At 39.8% G+C, this 22,824-nt stretch carries 15 protein-coding genes; 6 read left to right on the top strand and 9 right to left on the bottom strand.

Going from position 1 to position 22,824, the window contains the following annotated elements:
- The first annotated feature begins 114 nt into the window (after positions 1–114).
- Complete coding sequence (locus Q0688_RS16440) at positions 115–306, top strand: type II toxin-antitoxin system VapB family antitoxin (protein ID WP_299079271.1); 192 nt, start codon at positions 115–117, stop codon at positions 304–306.
- A 352-nt stretch (positions 307–658) separates the two neighbouring features.
- Here the strand turns inward: Q0688_RS16440 and Q0688_RS16435 are convergent, their stop codons facing one another.
- Positions 659–838: a hypothetical protein gene (locus Q0688_RS16435; protein ID WP_299079268.1), complete on the bottom strand. Its 180-nt coding sequence runs from the start codon at positions 836–838 to the stop codon at positions 659–661.
- Positions 839–979: 141 nt separating this feature from the next.
- Here Q0688_RS16435 and Q0688_RS16430 point away from each other — a divergent pair, with 141 nt between their 5' ends.
- Both Q0688_RS16430 and Q0688_RS16425 read left to right on the top strand, forming a co-directional pair.
- Positions 980–2,209: a glutathione S-transferase family protein gene (locus Q0688_RS16430; protein WP_299079265.1), complete on the top strand. Its 1,230-nt coding sequence runs from the start codon at positions 980–982 to the stop codon at positions 2,207–2,209.
- A 232-nt stretch (positions 2,210–2,441) separates the two neighbouring features.
- Entirely contained in the window at positions 2,442–5,063 is a 2,622-nt protein-coding gene (locus tag Q0688_RS16425; protein WP_299079262.1) for a TonB-dependent receptor, read from the top strand.
- A gap of 75 nt (positions 5,064–5,138) precedes the next feature.
- Here the strand turns inward: Q0688_RS16425 and Q0688_RS16420 are convergent, their stop codons facing one another.
- The gene (locus tag Q0688_RS16420) at positions 5,139–5,714 is read right to left on the bottom strand and encodes a TetR/AcrR family transcriptional regulator (protein ID WP_299079259.1); all 576 of its coding nucleotides are present in this window, start codon (positions 5,712–5,714) and stop codon (positions 5,139–5,141) included.
- 367 nt (positions 5,715–6,081) lie between these two features.
- On the opposite strand from Q0688_RS16420, the gene Q0688_RS16415 reads away from it, so the two are divergent.
- The 3 genes from Q0688_RS16415 (at position 6,082) to Q0688_RS16405 (ending at position 10,338) form a co-directional block, all read left to right on the top strand.
- Complete coding sequence (locus Q0688_RS16415; protein ID WP_299079256.1) at positions 6,082–8,199, top strand: winged helix-turn-helix domain-containing protein; 2,118 nt, start codon at positions 6,082–6,084, stop codon at positions 8,197–8,199.
- A gap of 122 nt (positions 8,200–8,321) precedes the next feature.
- Positions 8,322–9,458: a serine hydrolase gene (locus Q0688_RS16410; protein WP_299079253.1), complete on the top strand. Its 1,137-nt coding sequence runs from the start codon at positions 8,322–8,324 to the stop codon at positions 9,456–9,458.
- A gap of 13 nt (positions 9,459–9,471) precedes the next feature.
- Entirely contained in the window at positions 9,472–10,338 is an 867-nt protein-coding gene (locus Q0688_RS16405) for an MBL fold metallo-hydrolase (RefSeq protein WP_299079250.1), read from the top strand.
- 927 nt (positions 10,339–11,265) lie between these two features.
- Here Q0688_RS16405 and Q0688_RS16400 read toward each other — a convergent pair.
- The 7 genes from Q0688_RS16400 to Q0688_RS16370 form a co-directional block, all read right to left on the bottom strand.
- A complete protein-coding gene (locus tag Q0688_RS16400) occupies positions 11,266–13,308 on the bottom strand; it encodes a DUF262 domain-containing protein (protein ID WP_299079247.1) in 2,043 nt (680 codons plus the stop codon).
- Positions 13,283–14,668: a DUF262 domain-containing protein gene (locus Q0688_RS16395; RefSeq protein WP_299079244.1), complete on the bottom strand. Its 1,386-nt coding sequence runs from the start codon at positions 14,666–14,668 to the stop codon at positions 13,283–13,285. Before Q0688_RS16395 ends, Q0688_RS16400 begins: the two co-directional genes overlap by 26 nt.
- Positions 14,669–14,718: 50 nt before the next feature.
- Positions 14,719–16,566 (bottom strand): restriction endonuclease subunit S, encoded by a 1,848-nt coding sequence (locus Q0688_RS16390; RefSeq protein WP_299079241.1) that lies wholly within the window; start codon positions 16,564–16,566, stop codon positions 14,719–14,721.
- Between the two features lie 2 nt (positions 16,567–16,568).
- On the bottom strand, positions 16,569–18,053 hold the full coding sequence (locus tag Q0688_RS16385) for an N-6 DNA methylase (RefSeq protein ID WP_299079238.1): 1,485 nt from the start codon (positions 18,051–18,053) through the stop codon (positions 16,569–16,571).
- Positions 18,054–18,189: 136 nt separating this feature from the next.
- Positions 18,190–18,927 (bottom strand): DUF3800 domain-containing protein, encoded by a 738-nt coding sequence (locus tag Q0688_RS16380; RefSeq protein ID WP_299079235.1) that lies wholly within the window; start codon positions 18,925–18,927, stop codon positions 18,190–18,192.
- Positions 18,928–18,944: 17 nt separating this feature from the next.
- Positions 18,945–21,374 carry an EcoAI/FtnUII family type I restriction enzme subunit R gene (hsdR, locus tag Q0688_RS16375; protein WP_367179813.1) on the bottom strand — a complete coding sequence of 810 codons (2,430 nt, stop codon included), beginning with the start codon at positions 21,372–21,374 and terminating at the stop codon, positions 18,945–18,947.
- Positions 21,375–21,540: 166 nt separating this feature from the next.
- Positions 21,541–22,782, bottom strand: coding sequence for an integrase domain-containing protein (locus tag Q0688_RS16370; RefSeq protein WP_299079229.1), 1,242 nt, complete (start codon positions 22,780–22,782; stop codon positions 21,541–21,543).
- Positions 22,783–22,824 lie beyond the last annotated feature (42 nt).

Raw genomic sequence — 22,824 nt, 5'->3', positions numbered from 1 at the left:
ACTTGCGTCCAAGTTTCGCGCGCAAGATGGGATTTCATTTTAGTGGCCCTACCCAAACGTGTCTAGTTATGATACTTATATACATCATAATTGATGATGGGAAGGCTGATAGCTATGAGAACAACAATTAGTATAGAAGACGAACTTTTTGAACAAGCTGCGCAATTTTGTCCACCAAATAGCGATAAGGCAAGTGTAATTAGAGAAGCAATGAAGGTTTTTGTGAGGTTACAAGCTGCCAAGCGTCTAGCTTCTTTAGGCGGTGAAAGTCCTAATATGGAAGATATACCAAGGCGAGAAAGTTAAATTTTGATTTTAGTAGACACATCTGTTTGGGTTGCGCATTTTAAATCGCCCAACGGGAAATTGATAAAACTGTTGAGTACAGATCATGCTTCTTGTCACCCCCTAATAATCGCTGAACTTACATGCGGGACGCCACCAGCGAGATCCAAAACTCTAAACGATCTTTCGCTACTAAAAAGCTCAACGATTGCAACAATGCAGGAAATACTGGTGTTTATAGAACAAAATAAACTCTTTGGCAAAGGCTGTGGTTATATAGACATTGCACTTCTGACATCAGCTTTACTTTCATATGAAACCAAAATCTGGACCTTAGATAAACGCTTACGCAAATTAGCACAAGAGTTTCATGTTAACTATCATTAAGTCGTTGCTTTGAAAGTCCGCAATTGCGCTGTTCTTCGCAGTTAGTGCAGTAGGTTTGCGCCACATAACCCGCAGCGATTTTGGACGCGCCCAAGATAAAGTGCGTAGCACAAGCTATGGCAACTGTTGCTATCACAGCTGCACCTACGAATAACTTCTTAACCATCTGTCTTCCTTAGTGTTTTCGATATATACCCATTGCTGTATTGCTAAGTATTGGGCCATAGATGTGCTGATCTTATATCCGGCTTGTATTAACAAATATATTGTGTCATAACTAATGACATTACAATCATGGAGAAAAAGCATGACAAATAACGCTGAACAATCGGCCACAGTATGGTTAGAAAACAAATTTCATCAACAAAGTAAAATCTTGCTTAAAGGGCAAGAGAGTTACTATCGAATTTTGCAGGCTCAAGGTTCGCCTTATTCTCATAAAGTGATGACTTATATGCATTACAAAGGCATTCACTATAAAAAAATACATTCGAATCAATCAGATCTTAAATGGGCAGTAGAAGCCGCGGGGCAAAGTATTGTTCCTGTTATGTTGAGCCCAGATGATCAAGTGATGCAAGACTCCACCCCTATTATTGAGTACTTAGAAGCGCAACATCCTGAGGTTTCGACCATTCCAGAAGACCCGTCATTGGCCTTTTTAATGTGGCTAATAGAAGATTTTGCTGATGAATACATGCCCCGCATGATTATGCACACCCGTTGGGGCAATGAGCAAAATCGCCATACGCTTAGTCACAAAATTGCTAGAGGTATTGTGTATGGCGTTCCCACTATGCAAATGCAGCAATTGGCTCCCATTATTCTGAATCGGCAAACCGGATTTGACCAACATTTAGGTTTAGAGGGAGAAGAAGTACGCGCTAATATGGATAAACAAGTGCTAGATTTACTAAGCATTTTAGAGGCACATTTTGAACAACATCAATTTTTACTAGGTGGCAAACCTAGTGTCGCCGACTTTGCCCTATACGGCCCATTAAAAGTGCACTTTTACGAAGATCCCCAAAGCCACGAAATAATGGAAACCCAAGCACCACGCACCTGTAATTGGATCCATACCATTATGCAATTGGGTGATACTAGAGGCTGCGCCGGGCAAACAGAATTTACTGATTGGCTAAATTTAGCCAAAGGTTTGCCAAAGAGTTTGAGTCATTTATTAAGCTTTATCGCCAAAACCTATGTGCCACTGTGTAAAGCAACGGCCAAAGCCGCTGCAAGCAAAGTTAAACGGTTCGAGACGCAAATTGATGGGGTTATTGCAACCTTTACCACTAGTCAATACCGAGCTTGGGCCTTTGAGCAATTGCAATTACGTTATCAGAACTTGACTCCCGAGGAGCAATCACAATTGTCTGGTGCATTAATTGATTCGCAGATAATGCCAGCTTTGATGTCTGACGGTATCTTGCATTCGACTCTTTTTGATGGATTTACTCCACCTTTTGTTAAAGACGGTATTCCTGATGCCAGAATTAAATACTTAAAAGAAAAAGCTAAGAAAGCTTTGTAATGCTAATAATGGCGAGGCTGCAATGAGCAGTCTCGTTCTTGCCGTACCTCCACAAAACTAAGTAATTTAAAATATAAATTAATGATTTACCTTCGGCCTTCATCATTATGTCACTCTTTATGACAAATCATATTGACAACATGTATGACAAATGTTTTTATAGTTACCATTCTTTTACAAAACCGTAACAACTGCCGCTGTTATTTGTTCGTACGCCGAGATGGGAATCACCATGAATACAAATTTTACGAAAAAACACCCCTTAGCCGCTTTGATCCCGTTACTTCTTGCTGGATATAGCTTTTCTTCACATTCCGCTGATATAAAAACTGAAAAAAGTCAGTTAGAGGTGATTGAAGTCACTGCACAAAAACGGGTGCAAAACCTTCAAGAAGTACCAGTAGCGGTCACGGCCATTTCTGGCGATGCATTAGCAGAGGGCGTGATAAAAGATGTGTTCGATTTACAAAGCAGTGTACCGGGGTTAACGGTTACCGAGTCAACTAGCCCAGCTGCCGCCACTTTTTCTATCCGAGGCGTGGGTACTTCTAGCTTGAATTTTGGCTTGGAATCTTCGGTAGGTCTTTATATGGATGGTATTTATCGTTCAAGGCAAGGTGCGTTAACCAACAATTTCTATGATGTAACGTCGGTAGAAGTGCTGCGCGGGCCACAAGGTACCTTGTTTGGCAAGAACACCCCATCAGGAGCGGTGCAAGTTAAAAGTGTGGCACCGGATCACGACGGCACTGGTTACCTTGAAGTCAGTTTAGGTAATTTAGGGCTGCAAAATTTTGGTTTTGCCAAATCTCTGTCTGCGATTGATGAAGAGTTGGCGTTTCGCGTATCGGGTTTTTCATCCTCCCGGGATGGCTTTGTGAATGACCTTAATTTAGGTGATAACACCATCAACGATAAAAAAAGATATGGCGGCAGGGTGCAAGCGTTATACACGCCAAATGCCGATCTTAGTATCAGAATTATTGGTGATTATGCCAAGCTAGACGAAATTTGTTGCTCACCAGGCACCATTTTAAATAATTATGAAGCCAATGGTGTATCTGGAAAAATGGGCACAGATACCTTACTCAGCTCTCCTTTGTTTAATGCCGATATCATTAATGCCGATCAGTACGGCGATTACTTGGTAGCCTTTAATTATTTGCCCGAAATTGAAATTAAAGACCGCGGCTTGTCTGCCCAAATTGATTGGAGTCTTTCCGACAGCCTAGACTTTGTGTCTATAACAGGGATGCGTAAGTTTGACTCAGTTGAAACTAGTGATACTGACTACACCACAGCAGATTTGTTTAATCGCTTGAATGGAGTGCAACAATCTTCGTTTTCTCAAGAACTCCGATTCGATATTTCCGGTGAAAAACTAAATGGCTCAGTGGGTGTGTTCTATTTCGAGCAGGAAATAGACGGCTTAGCCCAAACCTCTGTGGGTACAGACATCAACGACTATGTACTGAAAGGCCTATCTGGCGGTCAATTCGATAGCATTCTTAATGGAATAAATGCAATCAGTCAAATGACAGGAGGCCTTGTTGCGCCTGCTGCACCGACGTTGAGTGAAGCATCTTATAGCGCTGATTCTCATCAAGAGCATAGTAGCTGGGCGGTGTTTACTCAGTTTGACTACCAGTTGACCGAACAGCTCACTCTTACTGCCGGGTTGCGTTACACCGATGAAGAAAAAGACGTCACCAATAGGTTTACCGAAGACTACGCTAGCGGCGCAGAGCATTCGACACTTATCTCAAGTATCGGCAATCCAGCGTTTCCACAAACTATCACGCCAGATAGTTTGTTATTCAATTTAGGCGCGGCAGGGCAAGCCTTACAAGGCATTACATCGGGTGCGATTACTGTAGGTAGTCCGCAGTTTATGCAGGCCATTCAAACTTTTGTACCTTTTCAGCAAGAAGCTTGGTATGCGCAAGTACTGGGTCCTTTATCTGCTCAAAGACCTAATGTAAGCGAAAAAATGGACGATGAGCAGGTATCGGGTACAATAAAACTTGCCTATCAACCCAGTAAAGAGATGTTGTTTTATGCATCCTACGGAACCGGTTATAAATCGGGCGGGATCAATACCGACAGAGTGGCAGAATCCGTTGATCTAATTTTTGACTCTGAGAATTCAAAATCATTTGAAGTGGGGCTAAAAGCGGATTTCCCTGAGTCTAACTTGCGCTTGAACGTAGCGGCGCACCATACCATCACCGAAGATTTTCAATCCAACGTGTTTATTGGTAATAGCTTTGCCTTACAAAACGCCGGTGATTATGAAGCTGACGGCATTGAGATAGAATCAATATGGATCCCAACCCAAGGTACGCGCTTGTTATTGGCTTATAGTTACACCGATGCCGTGTTTAAAACGTTTGAACAAGGTCCTTGTTGGAGCACCACTCCTTGGCAAACAGGCACGCCTGATCCTAAACAACAGTTTTTACCTGATGGCGCACCCGCGCCCTATTGTGACCGTTCAGGTGACAGACCTTATTCCCAACCTAAAACCAAAGGTGTGCTGACCCTAGAGCAGGAATTCTCGTTAAGTGATGATATTTATTCTTATGTAGCCATAGAGTTTAACTATGTGGGTGATATTTATACCGAAGCCTCAGGTGATGAACTTGCACTTATTGATGGACGTAGTGCCATTAATGCCAGAGTGTTTTTCAATTTAGAAGAATACGATATGGACATTGTATTATGGGGGCGAAATATCGGTGATGATGCAGAGTTTAGTTCACTATCCATAGCAGGACCGCTGCAACAAGGTAAGCTGTTAAACTTTTATCAAGAACCTGCCACCTACGGCGTTACCGTTAAAAAGCGCTTTTAGGCAGGCTTAGTCCCTAAAACAACCGCAAACTAAAAAGCCATCAATTGATGGCTTTCTAGCAAATATAGGAGCAATCTAATTCAAGAGCAGCATTTTTAATTGTACTATCAGTATCTCCTTACACTCCTCAATCGACAATTTTTGGTGAGTGTAGAGTCGATCAAAAGCTTCGAAAGACGTGAGCCCATCCACCATTTCTAATAGTTGAGCATTTTTATCTTTAAGCTCAGGAAACTGCAGAATCAGCAACTTACGCAGTTTAGTTTGTTTTCTGTGGTAGTTTTCCTTAAGAAAAGTAGAACGCCATACTAAGGTTTTAGTTGCCTTAATGGTTTGAATATTATGATAAAAACCTTCAACTCGAAAGTTGATTAAATGTATAATCCTTTGCTCTAACGAGCCGTTTGGATCTTGCTTAGCAAAATCTTTTTCGTAACCAGGCTTAATAAACTGGTCAACTTCTTTATACAAAGAATCCATGTCTGAAAAATGACGAAACACAGTCCGAATAGAAATATTGGCCTTATCAGCCACCTGCTGCGCAGTAGGCACATACACGCCCTCTTCCATTAAATCGGCCATGGCCGTAACAATATCACTACGGCTACGCGCACTACGTTTAAAGCGACCGTCAGGTTTTACATTTTCCAAAATGTACATCTCCACAATCAAATATTCAGCTTAGATATTACACTAATTATTTCATACACCCGTTAATTATTACATAAACTATGCCAATAAAAAGATTTTAGCTTTAACACTGATCAGCACATTACTGATGGCTTTGACCCCTGCCTATCTACAAAGCTCTTAACTTCATCACCTTGGTTAATACGAGCAACTTGACGCCCAACCTTTTTCGTTGAGTTTGACTTTAGGGTCGCTTAAAATAGGCAGTCTTATCAATTTGTTCATTAACATTGAGGAAGAATAAGGTTACCTTGTTCTTATCCAAAGCTGATTAGATTGTTCTTAGAAATTTGATATGTTGAGGTTGTTTGTTAAAGAGGTTGATATATTGAACAAAGAGTTGACAATCTACACATTAAACGATGAATATCAATTCGATGGGCTCGAATTAGTTGATTTAAAGAACAAAGAAAACATTAAACTTGATTTTCTTTTAGCTAAATTACTGTTATTTTTGGTACAAAACCCCAACAGGATTCTAAGCAGGGATAGCCTAATAAGAAATGTTTGGGCTGACGCTGTAATTAATGATAACACCATCACCTGGTCAATTTCACAATTACGTAAAGCACTTTCCGATAATATAAAGAACCCAACTTATATCGAAACTAGACCCAAAAAAGGTTATATTTTTCTTGCGTCTATACGCGTATATGATAAATCAACACTGTTATCAAAAAATCCGGCAAACTCAAGCGTTTTTTCTTGGCTAAGAGTTTCTATTCTAACCTTATTAATTTGCGTAGGCTTATTAGCCATTAGTTATTTTAATGTTCCAGTTAAACATTGGAAAATTAACAACTTAAGTACCTTAACCGCATTAGATGGTAGCGAGAAAGATCCTCTCTTAAGTTCAGATAAGAAACACCTATACTTCCTTTATAAAAGACCCAATACCGATATATTCTCGCTCTATCAAGCACAATTTAGAGAGGATAAAACATTCAAAGAAAATTCACTTTATGCTGAAACTAGGCAGGTTGAAAGTCGGCGCAGTAAGCAACCCACAGCATTACAAACTGATGATTTTACCTATATGGATATAACTTGGGCAGTGCAAGATAACTCGATTTTTGCTAGTCGTAGACGATTAGATAATAACAATTCTTGCCAGATTATTAAGCTTTTCCTTACGGATAGCGGCGAAGCAGTTGAATCAAGCCTAATATTACATGACTGCGAATCCAGTAAAAACGTGCGGCTTGCTTATGATCCTATCAATCAAACCTTATACTTCACACAAAGTATTAATAGAAAGGCAAATACGGTTAATCGGCTAAATATAGTAACTAATGAAGTAACACAAATATCTGAATCACCTTTCGACGGTATCGGAGATTTTTTTATTGATATTAGTCCTAATTATAAAACTATTCTCATTTTACGTGATAAACAAAGACGTCAAACTGAATTTTTGACTTATGCTATCAATTCAAATCAGCTAAATTCAGTGCTAGTTCTTGATTCAGTCTACGATACTGCACATATGGGGCCAGATAATAATAGTATTTGGTTAAACTGGGGCAATGATCGACTTTTATCATATGATATTAGTACCAAAAATTCGACTGAATTGCTTAGCACACACATTGGCTGGAACTTCAACCTAAAACCAATCACCGATTCGTTGGCGGTCGTGGAAACTAGTGACGGCAATATCTTTGATATTGTTATGTACGAAGAGAATACATTTACTTCTCTAAAGACCACGAAAAATGAGTATTTACCTAGGCTATTTGAACATGGATTAAGCTATATAGCGGTAGAACAAGGCTTGCCACAAATATGGGTAAAACACCGAGATCAACCTGCTCAACAATTAACAAATCTTTCTGAATACAAAGAATTTGCTGATTTAGCGATATCTGCTGATGGCAGATTTATCTGTGCTGTTACTAACCAACAAATCGGAGTTATTGATTTAGCAAATCAAAGTTTCCGAATAATCTCGGACGCTACTTATTTTGCTCGTAATTTAAGCATATCTAACAATGGGATTATCTACTTTAACAGTCTCGATGATGGAATATGGAGAGGTCACCAGATTAATATTAATCAACAAGAACCTGTAGTCACTAAATTGGATATTGAAAATGTAAGAAATATTCAACCTCTTTATAATAATAAGTTGCTAGTTTCGAAAGCAAATACTGGCGGTTTGTATTTATACGGCCAGGCTGGCACACAAGAGAAAAAAATCATACCTGAGTTACCAGCAAACACTTATTGGCGTTATTCGTATGATAAAGTCTACTTTATTTCTGAAGTGCCAAAACGTGGATTGTACGCAACAACTATGGATAAGTGGCAACCTACCATGATAATACCACTTGAAAAATCAGTTGGAGGTCGATTCGATGTGTCAAAAGACGGAAAACGTATCATTTTAGAAAAGTCGAATCGTGCACAGTCAAATTTGAGTTTAGCGAATATTATTCTTAAATAAACCCTAACTACCTGAATTTTATTAACAAATATTTTCCTCACATTCTTATCACCTTTATCTAACTACTCCTTATCGTGAAATCACTATTCTTATGTTGAATCGAACTATCATCAGGAAAAGTTATGAAATTATATATTCTATTATTTGTTATCTTATCTACAATAATCAGCGGCTGTAATGGAGCTAGTGATACACCAGCCCCTAATACACCAGCCCCTATTACACCGCCCTCGTATCTAACAGCTGAAGAAGCGTTTACACAAGTATTACAACAGCATGATTTACCAGCTATATCAGGTGCTTATATAGAAGGTGACCAAGTTATTGAGCAATTTTCTCTAGGCGTTAGGAAACAAGGTGGTAGCCAACAGGTGTCCATCAACGATAGCTGGCATATTGGCTCACTGACTAAATCATTCACTGCTACTCTTACAGCGATTCTCGTTGAACAGGGACAATTAAGCTGGAGCACATCTATATCAGATGTATTTGAAGAAGGTGAATATTCAGCAAAATATAGTAATGTCACAATAGAACAATTGCTATCGCACACTGGGGGCATACATAGTGAAATAATGGGTGTTATTGGTTGGGATAATTACTTCACGTCAAATGACCCTGTTATTCAGCAACGAGCTCAAATGTCATCAGACCTTTTATCAATGTCAGGAAATGGAATTGGGACATTTAACTATTCTAACGGAAGCTACGTGATTGCAGGACATATGCTGGAACGTATTATGATAGAACAATGGGAACAGTTAGTAAGTGAATATTTATTGTTACCACTGGGGATAAGGGATGCAAAATTTGGCGCTCCTGACGACGGATTTACTGATAGCCAACCCTATGGTCATCGATTTGAAAATAATACTTGGACGCCGGTAAACCCGTCAGAAACATATTCTGATAATCCTAAGGCAATGGGACCTGCTGGAACGATAAATATGAGCCTAGACTCTCTTGCTAAATATACAATAGAACACCTAAATGGTCGTTCTGGAAACTCACCTTTACTAAGCCAAAGTGGGTACGAAAAGTTACACACCCCTTTGCCAGGAACGGAGTATGCTCTGGGGTGGTTTATATCAGGAACAAACGTCTATCATATGGGCACGAATACAATGTGGTATGCCCATATCGGAATGGATTTTGGCGCTAAGGAAATCGCTGTTATTGCTCTTACCAATGTCGGAGGTGACCATGCCATCGCCGTTACAGATAACATTATTGATGTTCTATTAGACAGAAATTACTAGAGGAAGAGAAAATATGAAAAATTTACACTCACTATTTCAAATGATCGCGTTTATTCCCTTAGTTAGTTTAGCTGACACTAGCATTGATTCCGTATCAATAGATAAATACTTACATGTAATGCGAGTCACCAGTGACAAAGGCAATACAACAAGCGTTGCACTTATTAAAGACGGCTCAACCTTGTTAATCGATCCAAATTTCAATAAGACCAGCGATTTGATTAAAACGAAGTTGGCTCAGTTAGGAAGTAATCGAGTTACACATATTACTTCAACCCATGAGCATATGGATCATATTGAACAATATCCAGAATTTAATGCTCATGCCCAAGTCATCGTGCCAATTAATCAAATAAAAAGTATTGACAAGCTTGGTGTCAATTTTGACATAGCCTTTACAGGGGAATTAGTTTTAAAGATTGCTGATCAACCTGTCAAGCTTCAAACGTTGCCTAATATGTCAGGTCACACAGGAGGAGATCAAGTCGTATACTTCTCAAAGCAAAACACACTATACGTCGGAGATTATCTATTTGCGAAAGGCTATCCAATAATCGACCAAAGAACTGGAGACTTAGCAGGATATCTAAATAATATTGTATACCTAACACAAAACTATCCTGCCAATACCTTAGTTATTCCAGGACATTCATCATTTGCCCCCGATCCAGTAAAGCTTTTCACTATTTCGGATCTTTTACAATTTGCCGAGAGGTTATCAAGCACGGTAACTTTTATTAAAGAACAGAAGAATCGAGGGCAGGATTTAGAGACTATTGTGAAGAAAGGTTTGCCAACTGAATTCAGAGATCTAAATAAAGGTATGAAGTTTGTTAGTGAAGAGCGGTGGATCAAATATGTCTTTGGAAGTCTAATGTAAACAAGTAAAATAGCTTCAATGGCTACCGGGAGTATACACCTGATCATTTGGTAGGGTAGTCTGCCTCATTGAACTCACTTTCATCGTTACTCAACTTACTTTTAACGGAATTAACATGCCTCTTGGTAACTATTTGTAAATCAGTCTTATTTACATGGACATTCAACGTAACATGCTAGAAAAATCGGCTTGGCCGATACCCACATGCAATTGACCTACAAAAACGAGTAAATTAGCGGCGAGCATTCAGTCGAGGGTAAAGCTAGAGCATCGGCTTCGCCGTTTAGAAGAAGAAAAACACATGAAAAATTTGCTTGATGTTCAATTTAATATTTATGGAGATTGGTATAAAAGATAGGTTTCGAGCTTTAAAAAATTAAACCAAAGGTTTGACAACGCCATAAAAAAGGTCTTGGTATTACCGGTGGAGAGACTCGACTATTGAACTCAAGATATTGTTAAATAAGTATATATCCATTACAAAATAAATACAGCACCACTACCGGTACCACTATAGGGGAAAATCATCTGTATCCATAAGTATTTTATCTCCACATTCTAGCTCTAAATCAAATAGTGCAGATGTAGCAAGTAAATTGCTACTTCTGAATTCACATTTGTACACAAATCAAGTCTCTTAAATTGTTCGATAATTGCATCGCTGAAAGTAATTTTCAAAATGTGGAATTTAGCGTTATTTGGGTAAAAGCTAGTGTTGATATCGACTTGATTTTGAGGAACACTCTTGCAGATTGAGCAGGGCTGTTTTAATAAATACGGCATAAAAAAGTGACAGATTATTCATCTAGCCGCTTTGTTTTAGTGAGGTGTACAGGTTCGTTTGAAAAAGTGACCTATGGTTACCTTTCAGTTTGAGTGGATATTTTAATAGCTGTTAATCATATTTAGTCCAACAGTGTTACAGGGCTACTGTTTACACAAAACCTTAATCATCATTTCTTCATGTGACTTGATGTTATTTAATCCTTGCTCGTCTGGAGCCCACTTTTTATAACTCATCATAAACGCCTGTTTTAAGCTCTCGGTGCGCCCTTTTTCTGCGTAATACTGTTTTTTATTTTCAGGTAGGTAATTACTTAACTTTGAATTACTACTTGGCGTAATTAGGCACAAATTACCAAAACGATCGACGTCCTTCATTGTCACTTTGCTTAACGGGTTTGTTTGCGGAAAGTAATGTTCAACCGAAGTGCGGAATGAAAACTGAAACACATCAAAGCGTTCTTTAACATAGTTCATGTCAAGTTGAGCATCGTCGCTTTTAAAGTCGTAACCACTTTTTAACTTCTGCCATAACAAATAGTCTAAACGGTTAAATATAAAGTTTTGTACGCCTGTGCCAGTGTGCAGCGTTTGATTGGCTGCAACACCCTCTTCATCTTCAACATTATCTTTATCAACATATAACAAACTATCAACCGACATGCTTTGTTCAATGCCTGTAGCGTTTGCGAAAAAACGGTCACTTAAAAGTTCTAATTCGGCTAGATAACGATCACCGCTTACATTTAGCTCATTCGATGTAGCTAAGGCCAGTAAGGACTTTAATGCGCTGCTTAACCAATGTTTATATACCTGTGTTGGGTATGACACATGAAACATCGACAAGATCATAACCAACTGGTTATTGATACTATCATCTTCATCTTTACCGATAGTGTTGATGTAGCTAAAACTTTTCTTATTGTTATTTGTATACCGTTCTAAAGACAATAAGCTCCACTTTTCATCAAAGTCACGCTTAACAATATACTTATCAAAAAGCATCCGACATTTTAAAAGTTGCATAATAAAAACAGTCGGCTCTATCTCAAGCTTGCCATCTGTATGGCCAAAAGTATCAAGTAAACGTTTGTCATCCAGCGCTACGTCTTTTCCACTGCTAACACTAAGAACCTGTAGTAAAAAATTAGGAAAGTCGATTACCGAACTAAATCGCTCTTCCTTTTCGAAATCTTCATGTTCTAACGCTTCATGGGTACTATATTGTTTGTTACTAATGATATTGCTAAGTGTCATGCCATCACTGGTGTTCTTAGCGTCAATAAAGTGCGCTTTAACCGCTTCAAAGCTCGTAGGGCAACTCGACCAGTTTTCACCAAATATATGATCACGAACCTTTGTATCAAAGCCTAACTGAACATAGCGGTGCATATTAGCGCAGGCATCCCATATTGCAGAAAAACATGCTTGCCCGTCCACATCGTCAATGTATTGGGCCATCATTCGCGCTTTTAAAACCTCGTGCTTCTCTAACTGTTCACCACGATTATTCATTATTTCAAAGTAATGATTTAGATCCGTGTCTTGAGGTACTTGCACCCGTAGTATTTTTACTTGCTTAAATAAGTAATCACTAAAAAGTGATATATCTATCTTTTCTTTATCAACCGTGTCTTTTCTCAAATATCGTGCTGCAATATTATAGGCTGAATGAATAGCGGGTTCTTCTGGTTCAATGCTAGTCTGATGATTGTATAAATCGGTTAATGTGCGTGCTGATTTTGGCCTACTATCAAAATGCAAATTTAGCGCAATGTCAGTGCTTTCAGGTTTGTGCTTAGATTGAATTGATTGTTCTACCCGCTGCAACGGTTGTTCAATACAGCCCTTATTTTTCAATAACGCGAGTAAAATGCTTAAGGTAGTGTGTCGCTGCTGACCATCAATAGTTTCAAAACTACCTTCACCTCGTAAATACACTACTAGGCTGCCAATAAAATAATCAATAGGGCTTTCACCTACACTAACACTTGCTTGGTTGCGCAATGCAGCGTCATACACGTCTTGTATTAACTGCTCAATCTCAGTCGCACCCCATGCATAATTACGTTGGTAAATAGGGATTGTGTATTGCTCCGAAGGGTCGAACAATTCGGCAATAGTTAACACATCTAAGTGTTCATGGTTTTCACTTTGGTTACTAGCTATCATTAATCGTCTGTCCATGTAAATATCCAAACTCTTTAAAGTTATCAGTAACCGCTGGCGCGTTTTTATACTTGGCCGATTCCACAGTAGGAATATTCATGTTCAATACCTGCTGCGGGTGAATGGCTTTATTGATCACTTTAAATAACCCGTTGCGTGAACGGGCATGATTATCGACAGACTCTATGCCTATACGCTGCAGCTCTAACCTCAAGCGATAGCTCCATATAAAACACAGCTGTGCTGCTTTTTGTAATTCAAGGTCGCCAAACTTATCGTAGTAATACATAACAGCACATAAGAAGAGGTTTTTAACGTACCGGTCACCTTTACGGTTGCAACCTTGATATACAGTTAAATCACGCACTACCTTTTCTAATAATGCACTCTCGGCACTAAAAAGTTTAAAATACATTGTGATGTAATGCTGAATATAATCAAAGAAGCGCTTGCCGTTAATCATCACTTGATCAACTTGAAAGGGATAACTTTTATGCTGCTTATCCCATTGACGAATAGGATCACTGTTATATTTTTCAACTGTGTAATCTAACGCTAACATAGCCTCAACATAACGATAATTAGCCGAATCTAAATTAACCCCTTTAAACACCTCAATATTGTGGCGGCTAAACTGAATGCCTCTATCACCGTCTGTCCAGCGGCGCATTCTAAACAACAACTCACCCATAATGGTGTGTAAACTTGGCATAGCGTTGTCAGGGTTTATTCCCTGCTCCCAAGCTTGCACATAGCTAAGACGCTGTGTTTCATCAGTGCTTTGCATCATTTCACGCAAATGATAAGCCTTTAACAAATCATAAGGCGCGAGTGCTTTACCACGGGCATTTTGCGAGTCAAAAAACTGAAACGCTTCACTTAAGTTATCTAAAGTTACCGCTATTAACTCACACTTATGCAAAACAAAATCGAGTAATTCCTGGCGTACATTTTCGGCTAGGTTACTAACTCGACTTTCTATCACCTTAGCGTTGTGCTGTAAGTTATTAATACTAATAGCTGATTTAAACGAATGTGCTAACAAGCCACTTTCAAATGTATGTTTATTACCTGCTAGGCTGGCATCAATAACAGCACATATCAGTGTTAAAGTTAATAACCGTTGCTGACCATCAACTATCGACAAGGCCCCTTTGGGCACATCTTCACTTGCAGGTGCTTCATCAGTATTAGGCGCTTGATACAAAACCACAGTCCCTAAGCGATAACAGGACTTGGTTTGGTGATTGATAATATCATCAAGTAACTGATTAACATGCTTAACACGCCATTTATAAGGCCGCTGGTAATTCGGTATCGCTAACGGTTGCTTAAGCAAGTTAGCAACCGTATAAACGTTTTTATCGATTATGGCCATTATTCACTTTCCATGTTAGTTGTTGTCTGCCACTTACATTGCATACTCAACTAATTCTTACTTAAGGCAGTTTCAACCACAGCATCGGCTAGGTGTAATTGGGTGGTTTGGGCGTCGCTTAGACGGGCTTTGAGTTGTTCACACAAGGCCATCAGTTCGTCGACTTTAGCGACGATGCGCTGTTGTTCTTTTAACGGAGGCATAATGAAGTAGTGTTTAGAAAAGTCATCAAACCTCAAGCTCTCAACTGTAGTACCTATCTTTGTCAAGTTTTCTAATATATACATTTCAAAACCTTTCATCATAAGCAAAACATAATTTGATATCGACTTATCGATTAAGCTCAAAACCTTTAAATCCTGATTAACAGTACAAACAGACTTAGTAATTGCGACAGGAAATTTTCTTCTCAATATTCCACTTCTAGCTACAAACAAAAGTGACTCGATGTCTATTTGAGCTAAACCGTCAGTTATTGCTAACTTGGTAACATGATCTTCACTATCAAATATTTCTTCAACTTTCATATCTTTAGGTGTAACCCAAGGTATGTCGCCGTTCCAATAATCAGAGTTAGCTTTACTAGGTGTTTTACCACCAGAGAATAAACCAATATGAGATAAAGTCGTCCATTCCCAACCACTTGGTAATTCAAACGGTTTTTCTTCATCAGTAATAGCTGGTATTGGCTTTTGTTTTTTGATTTTCTTGTCGGCAATCAATTGGGCTTTTTCTTGGGTTATCTTTTCAAGCAATACGCTGGCAGGTTCGTCGTTTGGGTTTTGTGGGACGAGCTTGCCCATGACCGCTAGTTGCAAGATGGTTTGTTTTAGTTGTTCTATGCTGTGCTCGGTGGTGAATAGTAGGTCGAAGTGCTGGGCGATGCGTTGCCAGTTTTCGTTAAACGAGTCATGAATGTTGTGTTGTGTTGCGCTTTGGCTGTTGCTGTTTTTGCTGTCACTTGCCCCATTACCATTACTACTAGTTAGGTCGGCCGAGTCATTGGTTAAGGTAGATAACAACTCTTCAACTAAGGTTTGGTGTGCGCTAAGGCTTTGTTCTGTTTGTTGTTCTAGCTGGTCACACAAAGCCATGAGTTCATCAACTTTAGCCACAATGCGGTGCTGTTCAGCTAGTGGGGCGATCGGAATCCATAACCTTGGTATATCACCAAGGTTTAACTTGTTGGTATGACTACCGCCTGCTTTAATTTCTTGATATTGATTAGTTAATAATGGGCTATGAAAAACTCTGTGCAAATAACTTGATGTTAAATAGGACTGAAAAAACTTAATCAACCCCACACTAACAAAGAGACTAAATGGTTCATTAGTGTCAACAATTGTAGCTCGGCCTAAAGTACCAATTCTACATAACAAAACATCACCAAATTCAGGGTTACATCTCGTATTAATATCTAAATGTTGCTCCTCTGATATGTACTTACAATCATTAAAACTTACAGTTGACCCATCTATGTCTTTTACAGAGATAAATGGAACACCTTTATCAATATACCTTGGTGTATGGTGAACACCATCGGTTACCTGCTTAGACAGTTCACCAACACGCCCCCATTCCCAGCCACTTGGTAAATCAAATGGTAAAGCTTCGTTGGTAATATCAGGCAATGGCTTTTGCTTTTTGATAACTCCTTCTTTAATTAACTGCGCTTTTTCTTCGGCTATTCTTACAAGTAACACACTTGCGGGTTCATCATTTGGATCTTGTGGGACTAACTTGCCACGCACGGCCAATTCTAAAATGAGCTCACGCAGCTTCTTGATACCTGTCAGCTCAATTTTCTTACTGCTGCCCCGCCCTGTAGCTGATTTCTTTTTTATGGCACTTGTCCACACATCAATGTTGTCAGTGATCAGGTTATGTATATCAGTCATAACTACTTACCATCATCAGCAAGTGCATTAGTCAAAATGCCTTTGAGCTGGTCACGTAGCGCTTGAATATCGGCTTGTTGCTCAGCGTAATCACCCAATAACTTTTGGGGGTCATGACTGATGACTTCACCAACATGTGGGTTTTTAATATCGAGGTTGAAGTTACGGGCAATAATGTCCTCAATACTCACTTGCCATGCTTGTTCGGTTTCAACTCTTGCTGCAAAGCTGTCTTCCTCTGTGCCCCACCAATCAATTTCGGTTTGGAATTCTTCAAACTTCATGGGTTTGGTTTTATTGTAGTTTTTAACCCCTTCTGGATATGGGTGCTCGTAGTACCATACTTTTTCGGTGGGTTTACCTTTGGTGAAAAATAGTATGTTGGTTTTAATGCCGGTATAGGGTGAAAACACACCGTTGGGTAACCTAACTATAGTGTGTAGGTTACATTCTTCAGTTAATAGCTTTTTGATTTTCGTTTTGACACCTTCGCCAAACAAGGTGCCATCGGGCAATACTACTGCGGCGCGGCCGCCATCTTTAAGAATTTCAACAATGAGCTGCAAAAACAAATCAGCGGTTTCTCGGGTACGGGTGTCAGCAGGGAAGTTTTTCTCTATGCCGTCTTCTTCGGTGCCACCAAATGGCGGGTTGGTAACAATAACGTCTACTTCATCGTCCCAACTTGAAAGTGGCTTGTTTAAGGTATTGCCGTGTTTTACTTGTACGGGTACTTCTATGCCGTGGAGTAACATGTTGGTGGTACAGAGTAAGTGCGGGAGTTGTTTTTTCTCTACACCATGAATTTGCTTTTGTAGTGTTTGGTGATCTAGAGCTGTTTTTACATAGTTGTCTTTTACATGGTCAAACGAACAGGCTAAAAAGCCGCCTGTACCACACGCGGGATCCATTATGCTTTCGCCTAGTTTTGGATCGATACGGTCAACTATAAAGCGGGTAATGGCGCGCGGTGTATAAAACTCCCCTGCATTACCGGCACTTTGTAAGTCTTTTAATATTTGTTCGTATAGGTCGCCAAATAGGTGGCGTTCTTGTGAGTCGGTAAAGTCTATTTCGTTGAGTTTGTTGATCACTTGGCGTAGTAGTGTGCCGTTTTTCATGTAGTTGAAGGCATCGCTGAACGCTTCTTTAACCACGTAGCCACGGGGGTTAAGGTTAATTGGCGCAGTGAGGCTTTTAAGTTCAGTAAAGAGTTTGTCGTTAACAAATTCGAGTAGTTCGTCACCGGTTATGCCTTCGTTGTCTGCGGCCCAATTGCGCCATAGGTATTCGCTAGGGATAGGCTCTTGGTAACTGTCAGAACCATTAGAACCATCTAGTTCAAACTCTAGGGCTTCTTCTTGGGCATCAAATATCTTTAAGAATAGTAACCAAGACATTTGCCCTAGTCGTTGGGCATCGCCATCTACACCGGCATCTTTACGCATAATATCTTGAATGGATTTGATCACTGAACTGACTGACATGGAACTCTCTTATTTTGAATTTGTTTCGCTTAATACTTTACAAGTTAACTTGTAATTCTTACACTTAATATAAGTGGACTGGGAATGCTCGGTCGGCGCCATACCCTCGGGGAGTACCTCGGGGGTTTTCGCTTTTTTAGGGGTAACACTTTAATCCCCACCCCCTAACGTTGCCTTGTGGGCTTCTTCTAAATTTTGTTTCAATAATATCGTATGCTCGGTTTGATTGATTTGGATCCATAATATGCCTACCAATAGGTCGTGCGACCATATCTGCCAACTGTAGGCCTGTTGAGTTAACTTTTTTATCCGCGAATATAATATCTAACGATCCCGCCATGCCATTAACTTGGCTTTGATCAAGTAACCTTCTAAATTCGAGTTCAAGTTCATTGTCTTCCTTTTTACCACGGCATTCGAAAACGATATGTGTTTTTTTATTAACTTGTTGCTGCTGTTGTAAAAAGTAAAATACACGCTCTAAACCAAATTGCATTGCAACGTGATAAGGATTTTCATTACTCCCTCGTCGATTAACAAAATGCTGCTTATCGATACAAGAAGCGACAAGAGTAAATGGCGCATCAGTCATCAGCTGACTTAAATCAGTCATAAAGCTTTGACGAATATTACGGTTTTGCAAAATATTAAAAGGCTCGATAGATTTCCGTATTTCCCGCTCGTGCAATATAGTCATGTCATGACCAAAATAGTTAAATTTAAACTGCTGAACCGCAGGTGTTGTTTGATTGATATATTGTCGTTTGTCAAAGATACAAAATGCTAAAACGAAAACAGGAAAGTCCGCATCGATCGACCCTAAACTATGATCACCAGCCTCATCTACATAAACAATATAATCACTAAAAGACACAAATCCTTCCTATTATATTACGCCAACTTTGACTCAGTATTGCTGTATAGTTCAGCTTCCAGCTCAGTAATCGCTTGATCATATCCTTTTCGGTTACCAAAAGCTTGCTTAGCTATCTCCATAGGCTTGCCCATTTGATCGAACGGTTGAACTTTAAGTACATGAATACTTTCAATTTCGGTTACACCTGAATCGGCGTACTTATCAAGTAAGGCGTTAAGTACTGTTTGTGCTTGCTCTGAGTACTTGGTGAAGTAGTTACGCTTTTTAACGTTATTAGCACGCTCTTTACGGGTTAATGGAGGTTGGTCGAAGGCAACATGACAAATAAGGTCGAAGGGGTCTAGATCTTTGCTTATATCGTCTTCTAACGCTTGCCAAATAACACCTTCGGTTGCTAACTCATCAATAATGGTTTGTTTACGCTCTGCGGCATTCCACTTGCGGGTAAAGTCATCTAGCGAGGTAAATTGCTTTTGAATAGTTTTACGGGTGTAATCTTTGAATGATTCGGTCACCAGCTTGCCATCGCTGTCGTAATACTGCACACGCTCTGCCATTTTTTTAACGGCTACACCAGATACTTGAAACTTAATGAAGCGTTTGTCCTCGTCGTCTTCTCCCCAGTCGCTGTCTATTTCAACTCGGAGTTGGACTTCTTTTGTGTCGTAATCTTTTTCTTGTTCGTTGACGCCATCAGTTGTGCCGGAGTCATTGTCTTCGCTTAACTCCCCAATAAAGCTGTCATCGTCATCTTCAATAATTTCTTCTGGCTTAGTCACCATTACCTTTTCGGGTATGCCATCAAAACGTTCATCAGCGAACAACTCAGTAGCTTTTTTAAAGTCGAGAATGGTAAACCATAACTTGCCGTATTTATCGTCGATACGTGTACCACGGCCAATGATTTGTTTGAACTTGGTCATGGATTGAATGTTTTGGTCTAACACAACTAACTTACAGGTTTTAGCATCGACACCTGTAGTCATTAATTCTGAAGTAGTGGCAATGACAGGATACGCCTTTTTGGGATTAATAAAGTTGTCTAGTTGTGCTTTGCCGATTTCATCATCGCCGGTGATTTTCATCACGTATTTGTCGTTTTTAGCGACTTGCTCGGGATTTAGGTTAACTAACGCACGACGCATGCGCTCTGCGTGGTCAATGTCGTTACAAAAGATGATGGTTTTTGCCATTGGATCAGTGCGTTGCAAGTAACTGGTAATAGTTTGCGCTACTAGCTCGGTACGGTTTTTAATCACTATGGTGCGATCAAAGTCTTTTATGTTGTAAATACGATCTTCGATCAGTTCGCCGTTATCATCTGTTTGATCTTTTTCAGGTCGCCAGCCTTGGGCGTCGATATCAAGGTCTACCCTAACTACCTTGTACGGCGCTAAGAAGCCATCTTCAATGCCTTCTTTTAGTGAATAGGTGTAAACAGGTTCGTCGAAGTAATCAATGTTAGATACTTCTTCTGTTTCTTTTGGTGTGGCAGTTAGACCTATTTGGGTAGCAGAACTAAAATACTCTAATATTTCACGCCATGCGCTGTCATCTGCGGCACTGCCACGATGGCACTCGTCAATTACTATTAAGTCAAAGAAGTCTTTATCCACTTGTTTAAAGGCTTTCTGGTGTTCTTCTGGGCCTGTGAGAGCTTGATATAATGCTAAATGGATTTCGTAGGCAGGATCAACTTTACGGCCGGTAACTTTGGTCATAGCTTGGCCAAAAGGTTGAAAGTCGTTAATGCGGGTTTGATCTACTAATATGTTTCGGTCAGCCAAAAACAAGATACGCTTTTTCTGGCGTGACTTCCATAAACGCCAAATGATTTGGAAGGCGGTATAGGTTTTACCTGTGCCTGTTGCCATCACCAACAACATACGGTTTTTGCCTTGTGATACCGCTTCTATGGTTTTGTTAATGGCCTGTAGTTGATAATAACGAGGTGCTTTGCCACTGCCATCATCATGGTAGTCTTGAGTAATTAAAGGCAATTGAGCATCGCTGAAACCACGATAAGCACAGTACTTTTGCCATAACTGAGTGGGAGTAGGAAACTCGTTGAGTGATATTTGCGTTTCAAGTTGGTTGGGGTTGGTTTTGTCATGAAAAATGAAGCCATCGCCGTTTGAAGCAAAAATAAAAGGCACTTCAAGCAAACGAGCATAATCTAAGCCCTGTTGCATCCCCTTTCCAATTTCATGCTTATTTGCCTTAGCTTCAATAATTGCCAATGGCATATTAGGTTTATGATAAAGCACAATATCAGCAGATTTAACCGTTTTTCGCACACCTAGCTGGCCACGAACAATAACCTTACCATCACGCAATTTCACTTCTTGGCGAATTTGAGTCATAACATTCCAACCGGCCGCTTTGACCGCTGGCATGATAAACTTGGTGATAATGTCGGTTTCGGAGAGCTTCTTTTTGTCCATTACATACCTTGGCATACTAAATTTTCCATAACACTTTATTTAAAGTGCAATTTTCAAGCTATTTTGTCAACGTAACACTTTAAAATAATAAGTAATAACAACTAGTTGGATTTAGTATCCCGTAATTTAAGTCTTTTTCTAAAGCTAAACACAAAGCTTTATAGACTTAACCTATTCTTAAATGTTTAACATTTGTTGCTTTAGGACTTTTACCCGTCATTGCATTTTCAATATGTTCGGACCACCAGCACATCAACGACTTTCTTCGTTCTAAATACTGGGTTCTGTTATACGCCCTTCTCACCTCATTTTGCTCTTGGTGTGCTAACGCAGATTCTATGATATCGCCATCAAAGCCTTGCTCATTAAGTGTTGTGCTGGCTATAGCTCGCATGCCATGAGCCACTAATCGTCCTTTAAATCCCATACGCTGTAATGCTTTGTTGGCTGTTTCTGGATTGCTTGGTTTAGTGGGTTGCCTATCCGAAGGAAAGATATACTCTCGGTGGCCGCTAACAGGCTTAACAATTTCTAATATGGCAAGCACTTGTGGGGTTAAGGGTACGGTATGTTCAACTTTCATTTTCATACGCTCTGCAGGTATTACCCACCACCCATTTTCAAAATCAATTTCAGACCACTTTGCTTCAGCCGCCTCTCTAGGACGTACCATAGTGTGTAATTGCCATTCTATTAAACATCTAGTCACTAACTTAATACTTGCGTAATTAATGGCCTTCATAAGCTCTGGGAGCTCTTCAGGTTTTAAGGTTGGCATGTGGGTTACTTTAGGCGTATCAAACGCACTACGAATACCTGCAAGTGAATTGTGATGTAGCAAGCCTGTATTGACCGCATAGCGCATAACTTCGTTTATATGCCCTATCACTTTACTTGTGGTTTCTAGGCTTCCTTTGGCTGCTAGGGGCTTTAATACGCTGATCACTTCAGGTGCAAGCAGTTTATCTATTGGCCTATGTCCTAGCTTTGGAAATACATGATTTTCAAAATTACGCCATAAGCTTCGAGAGGTTGTTTCAGCGATCTTAGATTGTTTAATAGCAAACCAGTCGGTAGCCACACTTTTTAATGTGTGGCTCGCTGCAAGTTGACTTTGGCGTAGTAAATCATCTTTGTGTTCTTTGGGATCAAGTCCGCTGACGATAAGCTCTTTAGCTTCTGATCGTTTTTTGCGAGCTTCTGCTAATGACAAGGCTGGATATGGGCCAAACGCTATTGATGAGCGTTTACCTGTAACTGGGTGAGTATAATCTAACATCCACAATTTTGAACCATTAGGTTTAACCCATAACTGCAAACCTTCTCCATCTGAAAGCTTGCGCTGCTTCTCGCTTGGTTTGGCTTGTTTAACTTGCGTATTGGTAAGTGGGGCGGTCTTTCTAGCCATTTTAGTGGTATCGCTTTTTCAGCCTTGACTCCGATACCACTA

This window comes from uncultured Paraglaciecola sp. (genome assembly GCF_937123705.1).
Taxonomy (GTDB): Bacteria; Pseudomonadota; Gammaproteobacteria; order Enterobacterales; family Alteromonadaceae; genus Paraglaciecola.
This window is presented reverse-complemented; position numbering and strand designations above follow the sequence as displayed.